This is a genomic window from Streptomyces sp. NBC_01275 (genome assembly GCF_026340655.1).
Taxonomy (GTDB): Bacteria; Actinomycetota; Actinomycetes; order Streptomycetales; family Streptomycetaceae; genus Streptomyces.
Genome location: NZ_JAPEOZ010000001.1, coordinates 6439471 through 6451531, shown reverse-complemented (window position 1 = coordinate 6451531; position 12061 = coordinate 6439471). Strand labels below are relative to the sequence as shown.

The following is a 12061-nucleotide window of genomic DNA, read 5'->3' as shown; positions in this document are numbered from 1 at the left end:
AGAAATCAGCAGACCTCTTCCAAATCCCGCCAGTCCCTGGAATCGGGGCTGTCTGCAACCCACCCGTCCAACAGCCCCCTCACCAGCCCAGCCGGCGCAGCCACCCCGCACTCCCGCTCCGGCACCCACAGCTGCCCGTCCGTCCGGTGCCCGAGCGGCCCCGGATGCCCTGGCTCACTGTGATCGTGCGGATCGAGATGCTCACCGTCGCCCTCGTCGGACGGCATCCGCGACTCCGAGCACATCCGGCACAGCAGCCGCACCGACGACGACCAGTCCTCCGCCGCGAACCCCGCGTCCGCGGCCAGCTGCTCCAACGCGTCCCGGTCGGCCTCGCCCGCGGCCTCCAGGAGGACCACCCAGGTGGGCACCGGCGAGGGCGCCCACAGCTCGATCTCGTCGAAGACGGGATAGGAGTGCCCGGTGGAGGTGGTCCGCTCACCGTGCGGAACCCCGTCGTGCAGCACGACCTCGCCCCAGCGCCGCCCGGAGGACGGCAGCGGAATGGACAGCACCTCTATCCGCGCGGGGTCCAGCCGCCGCCCCCACACCACCTCGGCCTCCCCCTCCGGCGACAGCCGTACGGCCGCGCTGCCCAGGTCCATGCCGACGGGCTCGCCGGAGGCGGTCGCACCGCCGGGCACCCGCAGCCCGTACGCCTGCCAGGCGCGGCGGGCCAGCGGCCAGTCCTGCAGGGCGGTGGCCGCGATGCCGACGTTCCACCAGTCGGGGGCCCCGGTCTCCCGGTCGAGCAGGGCGACGGCCCTGAGGCCGGCCGAGCGGGCCTGCTCCCAGTCGTGCCGGAACTTGTGCAGCAGGGCGAGGTTGAACCAGGACTCGGACAGCCAGGGCTCCAGGTCGGCGGCACGTGTCAACAGCGCGCCCGCGTCCTCGTACCGTCCGTCGCCGATCAGCGTGAACGCGCGATCCGTGGCCTGCCGCCAGGAGGCGGAGGGCCGGTGCCGTCCCTTGCCGAAGATCCTCACGATTCCCGCCTGCCAGTTCCGTGGTGTGGGCTGGCCAGTGCCCCCGGACTCTCTCTCCCTCGCATCCAACCACGTGTGGCTGGAAGGCCGCTCATTACCCATCGGTTACCCACTCCCGGGCAGAGTCAGACAACCACGTGACAGCACCCTGGCCAGGGCCTCGACCACCTCGGGCGCGTACTCCCCGCCGGTCCCCAGCCGCAGTTCCTCCAGTGCGGTGAGGGGCCCGCCCGGACCGGCGTCGCGCACCTTCTCCTCGTACGCGTTCACGGCCCTGATTATGCGGGCGGCGAGGGGTTGCTCCGGGTAGGGGTCGGCCTGGCGCTCGACGACCGCGGCGACCTGGGCGTCCGCCCCGGTCTGGCGGACGACGGCCCCGCCGAGCAGGGCGATCCGCCGCTGCTCGGCCGCCGGCAGACCCGCGGTGGCTCCGGCCGGGACCGGGTCGACGAGGCTGAGCTGGCCGATGTCGTGCATGAGGGCCGCGTACTCCAGGACGGTCAGCTCGGGCTCGGTCAGGCGCAGGTCCCGGCCCACGGCCTGGCTGAGGGCGGCGACCCGGCGGGCGTGCCCGGCCGGGGTGTATCCGGCGATCTCGGTGGCACGGGCGAGGGAGGCGATGGTCTGCCGGTAGGTGGCGCGGACGGCCGCGTAGCGGCGCAGGGACAGCTGGGTGAGCAGCAGCGGCACACAGAACACGGGCAGCGCCCAGAGTCCGACCACGGCCACCGCCAGCGCCATCACCGCGCCCGTCGCGCACACCGCCGACCCGATGCCGGGCACCGACCGCAGTTCGTCGCGGAGCAGCGGGGCGAAGGGCCAGCCGGTGCGGGAGCGGGCCAGCGCGGCGGCGACCACGGCGTCGCACAGCACGGTCAGGACCAGCAGCGCGAGCAGCAGCAGCGCGTACCCGGGGCCCCGCCAGCGGTCGAACATCCCATGGTTGTAGAGGGGCTGGAAGCAGACCGCGGCGAACCCGACGGCCAGGACGCGCCGGGCCAGATGGTCCAGGACGGGCCCCTGCCCCCGGGCGAGCTGCGGCACACAGCCCAGCAGCGAGGCGGCCACGACGACCGCCACGACCTGGGCGACCCCGTGATGCGTGGGATGCCCGGCGTGCTCGCCGAGCAGCGCGTACGACAACGACCCGGCGGCCCCGAGCGGCGCGGCCTCCCGGGGCCCGGGCCGGAACCGGGAGCGGGGAAGGGTCAGCTCGCCGACGGCGACGAGGACCCCGAAGGCCAGGGCGACGGGCCGCTCCTCGACGCCGTGACGGAAGGTGACGAGGAGGGATCCGGCGGCGAGGAGAGCGGCCGTGGAGTGCAGCACGAGGAGAGAGCGGCAGGGGCGACGGGAGGTCATCGGCGTTCTCCCGAGTGGCCGGGGGCGGGGCTCATCGGCGTACTCCCGGGCGGTCCGGGCCGGCGGGCTGGGGCGGGACGGCGGCCGGGGGGTCGTCGGCGGTGACCACGGGATGCCAGCCGTCCCGTTCCACGACCCGCGCCAGGGCCGTGACCATCCGGGGGTCGAACTGGGCCCCCGCGCACCGCCGCAGCTCCGCCAGGGCCGCGTCCACCGGCCGGGCCCTGCTGTAGGACCGGGTGGACGTCATCGCGTCGAAGGCGTCCGCGACGGCGACCACCCGGGCCGGCTCCGGGATCTGACCGCCCGCCAGCCCGTACGGGTAGCCGCTGCCGTCGATGCGCTCGTGGTGGTGGAGGATCGCCGAGCGGGCCTCGCCGAGGAAGGAGATGCCACGGGTGATCTCGTGCCCGTACTCCGGGTGCAGCTCGATCACGCGCCGCTCCTCGGGGGTCAGCGGCCCGTCCTTGCGCAGCAGCCGGGTGGGCACGCCGAGCTTGCCGACGTCGTGCAGGATGCCTGCGAAGCGCAGCAGCTCGACGCGGGCGTCGTCCATGCCCAGCTCGCGCGCGATCAGCATCGAGGCCTGTCCGACCCGTTCGCTGTGCCCGCGCGTGTACCCGTCCTTGAGGTCGACGGCCTGCACCAGCGCGCGGATCGTCGCCTGGTGGGCGGCGCGCTCCCGGTGGTACTGCGCGAACACCCACCAGGACACGCCCATCGGGAACAGCACGAGCAGCGCGGCGACCGGCCCGTACGGGCTGCGCCAGAGCACGGCCATCATCAGCCCGGCCAGCCCGTGCACGGCGAGGGGCGCGAGGGAGCGCAGGAACAGGCCCCGGCAGACCCGCCACGGCGGCAGCCCCTCGGCGAGGCCGAGCATCCCGCCGTCCAGGAGGGCGAGCGCGGCGCAGAACACCAGCACGGCCGCGCCCGCCGGCAGCAGCGCGTACGGCACGTCGGAGTCGACCACGGCGTCCCGCCCGCCGAGCGCCCAGTGCACCGTCGAGGCGGCCCACACCGCGAGGGAGGACCGGGCGGCCCGCCAGCCGCGGCGCAGCGCGAAGGGGCCCTGCTCGACGTACGAGAACAGGGCCCCCGGCAACGGGACGAGCGCGGCCGCGGGCGGCGGCAGCAGGAAGGCCCCGGCGAGGAGCACGGGGGAGAAGGTGCCGGCGAACCGGCGCCGGGCGATCTGCTCGCCCCCTGCGTACAGGGCGGCGAGCAGTCCGACGGCCCACCAGGGGGCCCGCACGTGCGCGTGCGGGTCCGCGAGCGGGGACACGCAGGCCAGGGCGCCGAGGGCGACAGAGGCGACGTATCCGCGCGCCCGCGCCGGCACTCCCTCCATGGCGCCTCCCCCAAGCCGTGCCCGTCCAGGCTCCGGAGCCTAGGGTGGCGAGGGGTGGCTGTGCGGGCGTATCACCCGCGGATTAGCACATTCGAGTGACGCGCACGGTCCGAGGAAGCCGGGTTCAGGATTCCTGCGGGGTGGCCGCCACGTCATGGTCGGGCACGGCCTGACCGGTGCGGATCAGGTCGAGTCGGCCCAGGACCTTGGCCCGCAGATCGGTCGGCACGTCGTCATGGCCGCAGCACCGCTTGACCAGCTTCTTCACGGCCTCCTCGAGGCCGTACTTCTCGAGGCACGGCGAGCATTCCTCGAAGTGGTGCTGGAACTTGTCGCGGTCGACAGGCGGCATCTCGCTGTCGAGGAACTCGTACAGATGATCGAGTACCTCACTGCAGTCCGTCTCATGCGGATCTCCGCAGCTCATGAGCCCGAGCCTTTCGCTTCGTTCGACTCTCCGGCGCCGGCCGGGACCAGCCCACGCTCACGGGCGTAGTCCTCGAGCATGCCGCGCAGTTGACGGCGGCCCCGGTGCAGCCGGGACATCACCGTACCGATGGGTGTCCCCATGATGTCCGCGATCTCCTTGTACGCAAAGCCTTCTACGTCCGCGAGATACACGGCGATCCGGAACTCCTCGGGAATGGCCTGAAGAGCTTCCTTCACGTCCGAGTCGGGCAGATGGTCCAGCGCCTGCGACTCGGCTGAGCGCAGACCGGTGGACATGTGCGACTCGGCGCGCGCCAGCTGCCAGTCCTCGATCTCCTCGGCCGCGGAGCGCTGGGGTTCACGCTGCTTCTTGCGGTACGAGTTGATGAACGTGTTGGTCAGGATCCGGTACAGCCAGGCCTTGAGATTGGTGCCCTCACGGAACTGGTGGAAGGACGCGTACGCCTTGGCGTACGTCTCCTGCACCAGGTCCTCGGCGTCCGCCGGGTTGCGCGTCATGCGCAGCGCCGCCGAGTACATCTGGTCGAGGAACTCGAGCGCGTCCCGTTCGAAGCGCGCGGTGCGCTCCGTGGTGGACTCCGGGCCCGTCTCCGCGCCCTGGCCCTCGGGCAGCTCCGCCTGGCCGTTGTCGGTCCCTGCGTCGGTACCGGTGACCGGACCCACCTCCTCAAGATCGCGGGTAAGACCGAAGCCGGCCCCACTCGAATCGGAGGATAGACGACGACCGGTGCCTGCCGCCGCTCCAAAAGGAGTGGCCTTCGCCGCGTGCAGCACCGTCCAGTCCAGCTCGGTACGGCTGCTGCGGCTCGGGCAGATGGTCGAACCCATGCGGCGGACTTCCTCTCCCACGACGTCTGTGCCGGGATGTTCAGCACTTCTGTCCGCCACAACAGCGGTAAGGGGCTCGGCATTCCCGCTCTTTACCCGAGTGACCCGACCCACGCGTCCGGCTGCCCGAGGGAGCGTTGTCCGACTACCCGAGTGACCGGGTCCACTCCACGACCCGGCCGGTGATGATCTCCAGCGCCTGCTCCTCGGTGATCTCCGCCCGCTTGGGCACGGCGAACCCGTGATCGCCGTACGGCACCTCGGCCAGCTCGAAGTCGCCCTCGGGGAACTCCTCGGGCTTCCCGAACGGATCGTTGCCGCCCTGGACGACGAGCGTGGGCACCCCGGCCCCGAGCAGTTCGTCCGCGCGGGACCTCTCGGGCTTGCCGGGCGGGTGCAGCGGGAAGCCGAGGGCGAGGACGGCACGCGCGCCCAGCTCCGCCGCCGTACGACAGGCCACGCGGGCCCCCGCCGACCGGCCGCCGGAGATCACCGGCAGCCCGGGCCCGGCGACGGTGGGCCAGATCCCGCGCCAGCCGACGTCGAGGGTCTTCGGCGCGGGCGCCATCTTCTTGCCGGCCACCCGCCAGGGCTGCTCGACCAGGGCGACGGTCACGCCGTGCGCGGGGAGGACCGCGGCGAGGGCCTGGAGGTCACGTGCCTCGATGCCGCCGCCCGCGCCGTGGCTGACGGCGAGGACGAGCCGCGGCTTCTTCGCCCGGCGCCAGGTGATGCGGGCGTCGCCGGCGTCGGTGGGGATGATCTCGCCGGACTCGCCGGTCCCCGTGGACTCGCCGGACTCGATGGACTCGCCGGACTCGATGGACTCGCTGGTCATCAGAAAAGTGTGCCCTCCTCGGGCCCCTCCAGCTCCTTCAGCAGCTCCGGGCCGTTGTTGCGGACGTTGCTGACGGCCGTGGACACCGGGTACGCGCGCATCAGGCCGGCCGGCGGGGGGTCGAGGAGGGAGCGGAGGTCCTCGGGGTCCGTCCGCGCCGGGTCCAGCCAGGCGTCCCAGCGGTCCGGGGTGAGCATCAGCGGCATCCGGGGGTGGATGTCGGCGAGCGCGCGCGGGCCGTCGGCCGGGGCCACGGCGAGCGGGCTCGTCTCCGCCTCGGTCGTGATCACCGAGCACGTCACCCACCAGGACAGCGGATGGTCGTCGGGCAGGGTCCGGTCCCGCCAGAACTCGTACAGCCCGGCCATCGCGAACACCGCGCCGTCGGCCGGGAGCACGAAGTAGGGCTGCTTGCGGGCCCGCTTCTTCTTCCCCTCGACCTCCAGCTCCCGCTCGTCCGTGGCGGTGACCCACTCGTAGTACCCGTCCGCGGGCAGGATGCAGCGCCGGGCGGCGAAGGCACGGCGGAACGACGGCTTCTCGTGCACGGTCTCGGCGCGCGCGTTGATCATCCGGGCGCCGCCCTCGGGCGACTTGGCCCAGGAGGGCACGAGCCCCCACTTCAGCTTGCGCAGCTGTCGAACCGGGCGCGGATCCTGGGCGTCTTTCAACGGACGGTCGAGGACGGCGTAGACCTCCTTGGTCGGCGCCACGTTGAAATCGGGCGCCAAGGTCTCCTCGGGCTCCCACTTGTCGACTTCAAAGACTCCTGCGAGATCCTCGGGCCTGCGACTCGCTGCATACCGTCCGCACATACGTGCCACACTGCCAGACTCCGTTGGAGTAGAGGGAGCCACCGCCGAACATGGACAGCACCGCCGCCACCGCGCTGCCCGACCTGTGGGACCGGCTCGTCGGCACCCAGCCCGACCCGGACACCTGGGTGGTGATCGCGACCCTGGTCGCGGCCCTCGTCATGGTCGTCCCGCACCCGCTGTGGCGCGTCTCGCGCAACGCCATCACCATCGCCCACGAGGGCGGGCACGGCCTGGTCGCGCTGTTGACCGGCCGCCGGCTCACCGGGATACGCCTGCACTCCGACACCAGCGGTCTGACCGTCAGCCGCGGCAAGCCGCACGGCCTCGGCATGATCCTGACAGCAGCCGCCGGCTACACCGCTCCCCCGCTGCTCGGCCTGGGCGGCGCCTCCCTGCTCGGCGTCGGCCGCATCACCCTGCTGCTGTGGCTGGCGACGGCGCTGCTGGTGGCGATGCTGGTGATGATCCGCAACGCCTACGGGGCGCTGACGGTGATCCTCACGGGCGGCGCCTTCCTGCTGGTGTCCTGGCTGGCCGGACCCCAGGTGCAGGCCGCGTTCGCGTACGCGGTGGTGTGGTTCCTGCTGCTCGGCGGAGTCCGCCCGGCCTTCGAACTCCAGGCGAAGCGCTCCCGCGGCGGCGCGGGAGACTCCGACGCCGACCAGCTGTCCCGACTGACGCACGTACCGGCGGGGCTGTGGCTGTTCCTGTTCCATGCGGTGAGCCTGTGCGCACTGATGGGCGGGGGGCGCTGGCTGCTGGGGCTGTGAAGCCGACCTGCCTCTTCGAGGGGCGCGGGCGGTGCCGGGCGCGGGCTGCGCCGGGGGGCGCGACCGGCCCCGACGGCGCCGCACCCGAACCTCGGCCGGAGACTAAAGTGGGCGCATGCCCGTGAACCCCGCACTCACCGCCCTATGGCCCGCCCCGCACGCGAGCGAGGCCGTCGACGCGACGGTCCACGTGCCGGGGTCCAAGTCCGTCACCAACCGCGCCCTGGTCCTCGCCGCCCTCGCCTCCGAGCCCGGCTGGCTGCGCCGCCCGCTGCGCTCCCGCGACACGCTGCTGATGGCGGGCGCGCTGCGCGCGATGGGCGTCGGCATCGAGGAGACGGTGTCGTCCAGCTCCTCCGGTGCGGGCGGCTCCGACGGGGCGGGCGAGGCCTGGCGGATCCTCCCGGCGGGCCTGCGCGGTCCGGCCACGGTCGACGTCGGCAACGCCGGCACGGTGATGCGCTTCCTGCCGCCGGTCGCCGCGCTCGCCGACGGCCCCATCCGCTTCGACGGCGACCCGAGGTCGTACGAGCGTCCCCTGACCGGGGTCATCGACGCGCTGCGCGTGCTCGGGGCGCGGATCGACGACGACGGCCGGGGCGCGCTGCCCCTGACGGTGCACGGCGGGGGCGCGCTGGACGGCGGGCCGGTCGAGATCGACGCCTCGTCCTCGTCGCAGTTCGTGAGCGCCCTGCTGCTGTCCGGTCCGCGCTTCAACCAGGGCGTGGAGGTCCGGCACACCGGCTCCTTCCTGCCGTCCATGCCGCACATCCGGATGACGGTGGACATGCTGCGCGCGGTCGGCGCCCAGGTGGACACCCCGGAGTCGGGCGGCGAGCCGAACGTCTGGCGGGTCACGCCGGGCGCGCTGCTCGGCCGGGACCTGACGATCGAGCCGGACCTCTCGAACGCGCAGCCGTTCCTGGCGGCGGCGCTGGTGACCGGCGGCCGGGTGCTGATCCCGGACTGGCCGACCCGCACCACCCAGCCGGGTGACCGGCTGCGCGAGATCTTCACCGAGATGGGCGGCTCCTGCGAGCTGACCGACTACGGCCTGGTCCTCACCGGCTCGGGCGCGATCCACGGCATCGACGTCGATCTGAGCGACGTCGGCGAGCTGACCCCGGGCATCGCGGCGGTCGCCGCCCTCGCGGACTCCCCGTCGACCCTGCGGGGCGTGGCCCATCTGCGGCTACACGAGACGGACCGCCTGGCCGCGCTCACCAAGGAGATCAACGAGCTCGGCGGCGATGTCACCGAGTCCGCCGACGGCCTGCACATCCGCCCGTGCCGACTGCACGGCGGGATCTTCCACACCTACGACGACCACCGCATGGCCACGGCCGGCGCGATCATCGGGCTGGCGGTGGAGGGCGTGCAGATCGAGAACGTGGCGACGACGGCGAAGACCCTGCCGGACTTCCCCGACCTGTGGACCGGGATGCTCGGGGCGTCCGGGGTATAGGGACTTCCGCCATGCGCCGCTACGGCAAGCACACCGACGAGGACGACATCCGCAGCCGCCCGAACCGCAAGGGCAACCGACCGCGTACGCACATCCGGCCCAAGCACGAGGACTCCGTCGAGGGCATGGTCCTCACCGTCGACCGGGGCCGGCTGACCTGTCTGGTCGACGACCGGATCGTGATGGCGATGAAGGCCCGCGAACTGGGCCGCAAGGCCGCGATCGTGGGCGACCGGGTCGCGATCGTCGGCGACCTGTCCGGCAAGAAGGACACCCTCGCCCGCATCGTCCGCATCGAGGAGCGCACCTCGGTGCTGCGCCGCACCGCGGACGACGACGACCCCTACGAGCGCGTCGTGGTCGCCAACGCCGACCAGCTCGCCGTGGTCACCGCCCTCGCCGACCCCGAGCCCCGCCCGCGGCTGATCGACCGCTGCCTGGTGGCGGCGTTCGACGGCGGCCTCACCCCCCTCATCGTCATGACGAAGTCGGACCTGGCCTCACCGGACAAGCTGCTGGAGCTGTACGGCCACCTCGACATCCCGTACGTCGTCACCAGCCGCGACGAGCTGGAGAACGGCGACGCGGCGGACCGGGTGCGCGAGCATCTGACCGGGCGGATCACGGCGTTCGTCGGCCACTCGGGCGTCGGCAAGACGACCCTGGTCAACGCGCTGGTCCCGGAGGAGCGCAGACGGGTGACCGGCCATGTGAACGCGGTGACCGGCCGCGGCCGCCACACCACGACCTCGGCCCTGGCCCTTCCCCTGGCGGGCACGAACGACTGGGTGATCGACACCCCGGGCGTACGGTCCTTCGGCCTCCACCACGTCGACCCGTCCCGGGTGATCCTCGCCTTCCCCGACCTGGAGCCGGGCACGGCCGACTGTCCGCGCGCGTGCAGTCACGACGAGCCGGACTGCGCGCTGGACGCGTGGGTCGCCGAGGGCCACGCCGACCCGGCACGGCTCTACTCCCTGCGCCGGCTGCTGTCCACGCGCGAGCGCAGGGAAGGCGACTGACCTCCGCGTTGTTTGTGGGGTGCCGAGTCCGGTAAGTGCATAATCGCACCGAGCCGGACATACGGAGGGACAGCACATGGCGTGGCTGCTGGTCGTCGTGGCCGGGTTGCTGGAGACCGGGTTCGCCGTATGCCTGAAGCTGTCGCACGGCTTCACCAGGCTCTGGCCCACGATCGCGTTCTGCGCGTTCGCCCTGGGGAGCTTCGGTCTGCTGACCCTCTCCCTCAAGAAGCTCGACGTCGGCCCGGCCTACGCGGTGTGGACGGGCATCGGGGCGGCGGGCACCGCGATCTACGGCATGGTCTTCCTGGGCGACCTGGTGTCGGTCCTGAAGATCGTCTCGATCAGCCTGGTGATCATAGGGGTGATCGGCCTGCAGCTGTCGGGCTCGGCGCACTAGCCGCCGCGACTCGGCCTGGGGGCCGGTCCGCGTCGCTCGCCCTAGGCCGGTCCGTGTCGCTGCAACGCGCCGCGCATCAGGTCCGCGACCCCGTCCGCGCCCGGCGGCGGCGCCGCCACGCAGGACAGGGCGAGGCGGACGGCCAGCTCGCAGGTCCTGGCCAGTTCGGCGACGTCCGCCCGGGCGGCGCCGGGACCTGAGAGCATCGCCACGGCCCGGTCGCGAACGGCGCCCACGAGGTCGCCGGGCGAGGGCAGCGGACCGTCGGCCCGCCGCTGCGCCGGAACGGCGGAGGAGGACGGCACCGCGGAGAGCGTCGGCGACGGCAGGCGCTCGCTCCAGCAGCCGGTGAGCATGGCCCGTACCAGCGTGTTCTCACGGGCGGCGGACGTGGTCCACTCGGCGGCGGCGGTGAGTCGCTCCCGGAGGTCGCCGTGCCCGCCGAGGGCCCGCTCGGCACCGGCGAGGTATCCGTCGGCCTCGCGCCTGACCAGCGCCCTGGCCAGCCCTTCCTTGCTGCCGAACTCGTTGTACAGCGTCTGCCGGGACACCCCGGCCGCCGCCGCGACGTCCACCATCCGCACCGCGGACCACGGCCGCACGGCAAGCGCCTTGTAGGCGGCGTCCAGTAGGGATTCCCGCGCTGCAGGCATCGTCGCCTCCCTGGGGACCGGCTTGGTGCCCAGGTTTGACGCGCATGCGGGCACTGTCAAGGGTTCGCGGGCGCACGAGCCTCCTCGCCGTCCGCCTCGCCGTCCGCCTCGCCGTCCGCCTTGCCGTCCATCTCGCCTTCCATCTCGCCTTCCACCTCCCTGTCCACATCGTTGTCCCCACCGCCGTCCCCACCGCCCACATCGCGGTCTCCGCCGTCCCCGCCGCGCAGGCCGCCGTGCAGGACGCCGTCCACTCCGCGGCCCCCTGTGGCCGCTCCGCACCCCCGCCGGATACGGTTCGTCCCATGCCGGACTACCTCGACGACCTCCGCCTCGCGCACGTCCTCGCGGACGCCGCCGACGCCGCGACCATGGACCGCTTCAAGGCCCTCGACCTCAAGGTCGAGACCAAACCGGACATGACTCCGGTGAGCGAGGCCGACAAGTCCGCCGAGGAACTCATCCGCGGCCAGCTCCAGCGCGCCCGCCCTCGCGACGCCGTCCTCGGCGAGGAGTACGGCATCCAGGGCACGGGCCCCCGCCGCTGGGTGATCGACCCGATCGACGGCACCAAGAACTACGTACGGGGCGTCCCCGTCTGGGCCACCCTGATCGCGCTGATGGAGGCGGGCGAGGGAGGCTTCCAGCCCGTCGTCGGCGTCGTCTCCGCGCCCGCGCTGGGCCGTCGCTGGTGGGCCGCGAAGGGCCACGGCGCGTTCAGCGGACGTAGTCTCTCCGCGGCCACCCGGCTGCACGTCTCCCGGGTCTCGCAGCTCTCGGACGCCTCCTTCGCGTACTCCTCGCTCAGCGGCTGGGAGGAGCAGAGCCGGCTCAGCGGCTTCCTGGACCTGACCCGCGAGGTCTGGCGCACGCGCGCGTACGGGGACTTCTGGCCGTACATGATGGTCGCCGAGGGGGCGGTCGACCTGTGCGCCGAACCGGAGCTCTCGCTCTGGGACATGGCGGCCACGGCGATCATCGTGACCGAGGCGGGCGGCACGTTCACGGGCCTCGACGGCCGCCCGGGCCCGCACAGCGGCAACGCGGCCGCGTCGAACGGGCTGCTCCACGACGAGCTGCTGGGGTACCTCAACCAGCGCTACTGACCGGACGCCGAC

General features: G+C 73.0%; 14 protein-coding genes. 5 read left to right on the top strand and 9 right to left on the bottom strand.

Annotation, left to right across the window (positions count from 1 at the left end; all coding sequences use genetic code 11):
- Positions 1-5: 5 nt before the first annotated feature.
- The 7 genes from OG562_RS28695 to OG562_RS28665 all read right to left on the bottom strand — a co-directional run bounded on the left by OG562_RS28695 (position 6) and on the right by OG562_RS28665 (position 6630).
- Entirely contained in the window at positions 6-986 is a 981-nt protein-coding gene (locus OG562_RS28695; RefSeq protein WP_266402834.1) for a hypothetical protein, read from the bottom strand.
- A gap of 105 nt (positions 987-1091) precedes the next feature.
- Complete coding sequence (locus tag OG562_RS28690; RefSeq protein WP_266402832.1) at positions 1092-2348, bottom strand: HD-GYP domain-containing protein; 1257 nt, start codon at positions 2346-2348, stop codon at positions 1092-1094.
- A gap of 31 nt (positions 2349-2379) precedes the next feature.
- Positions 2380-3699, bottom strand: coding sequence for an HD-GYP domain-containing protein (locus OG562_RS28685; RefSeq protein WP_266402830.1), 1320 nt, complete (start codon positions 3697-3699; stop codon positions 2380-2382).
- A 124-nt stretch (positions 3700-3823) separates the two neighbouring features.
- Positions 3824-4126: a mycothiol system anti-sigma-R factor gene (gene rsrA, locus OG562_RS28680; RefSeq protein WP_266402829.1), complete on the bottom strand. Its 303-nt coding sequence runs from the start codon at positions 4124-4126 to the stop codon at positions 3824-3826.
- Entirely contained in the window at positions 4123-4812 is a 690-nt protein-coding gene (gene sigR, locus OG562_RS28675) for an RNA polymerase sigma factor SigR (RefSeq protein ID WP_266409589.1), read from the bottom strand. The genes rsrA and sigR overlap by 4 nt, the downstream gene beginning before the upstream one ends.
- A 310-nt stretch (positions 4813-5122) precedes the next feature.
- The gene (locus OG562_RS28670; RefSeq protein ID WP_266402826.1) at positions 5123-5815 is read right to left on the bottom strand and encodes an alpha/beta family hydrolase; all 693 of its coding nucleotides are present in this window, start codon (positions 5813-5815) and stop codon (positions 5123-5125) included.
- Positions 5815-6630, bottom strand: a complete 816-nt coding sequence (locus tag OG562_RS28665; protein WP_266402824.1) for an SOS response-associated peptidase — start codon at positions 6628-6630, stop codon at positions 5815-5817. The genes OG562_RS28670 and OG562_RS28665 overlap by 1 nt, the downstream gene beginning before the upstream one ends.
- 50 nt (positions 6631-6680) lie before the next feature.
- Here OG562_RS28665 and OG562_RS28660 point away from each other — a divergent pair, with 50 nt between their 5' ends.
- The 4 genes from OG562_RS28660 to OG562_RS28645 all read left to right on the top strand — a co-directional run bounded on the left by OG562_RS28660 (position 6681) and on the right by OG562_RS28645 (position 10290).
- Entirely contained in the window at positions 6681-7403 is a 723-nt protein-coding gene (locus OG562_RS28660) for a M50 family metallopeptidase (protein ID WP_266402822.1), read from the top strand.
- A gap of 115 nt (positions 7404-7518) precedes the next feature.
- Positions 7519-8868 carry a 3-phosphoshikimate 1-carboxyvinyltransferase gene (gene aroA / locus OG562_RS28655; RefSeq protein ID WP_266402820.1) on the top strand — a complete coding sequence of 450 codons (1350 nt, stop codon included), beginning with the start codon at positions 7519-7521 and terminating at the stop codon, positions 8866-8868.
- Positions 8869-8879: 11 nt separating this feature from the next.
- Complete coding sequence (gene rsgA, locus OG562_RS28650; RefSeq protein ID WP_266402818.1) at positions 8880-9890, top strand: ribosome small subunit-dependent GTPase A; 1011 nt, start codon at positions 8880-8882, stop codon at positions 9888-9890.
- 76 nt (positions 9891-9966) lie between these two features.
- The gene (locus tag OG562_RS28645; RefSeq protein ID WP_266402816.1) at positions 9967-10290 is read left to right on the top strand and encodes a multidrug efflux SMR transporter; all 324 of its coding nucleotides are present in this window, start codon (positions 9967-9969) and stop codon (positions 10288-10290) included.
- A gap of 41 nt (positions 10291-10331) precedes the next feature.
- Here OG562_RS28645 and OG562_RS28640 read toward each other — a convergent pair whose 3' ends face one another.
- Together OG562_RS28640 and OG562_RS28635 are read right to left on the bottom strand one after the other, a co-directional pair.
- Positions 10332-10943, bottom strand: coding sequence for a TetR/AcrR family transcriptional regulator (locus OG562_RS28640; RefSeq protein ID WP_266402814.1), 612 nt, complete (start codon positions 10941-10943; stop codon positions 10332-10334).
- A 56-nt stretch (positions 10944-10999) separates the two neighbouring features.
- A complete protein-coding gene (locus OG562_RS28635; RefSeq protein ID WP_266402812.1) occupies positions 11000-11197 on the bottom strand; it encodes a hypothetical protein in 198 nt (65 codons plus the stop codon).
- A gap of 51 nt (positions 11198-11248) precedes the next feature.
- Here OG562_RS28635 and hisN point away from each other — a divergent pair, with 51 nt between their 5' ends.
- A complete protein-coding gene (hisN, locus tag OG562_RS28630) occupies positions 11249-12049 on the top strand; it encodes a histidinol-phosphatase (RefSeq protein ID WP_266402809.1) in 801 nt (266 codons plus the stop codon).
- Positions 12050-12061: the final 12 nt, after the last annotated feature.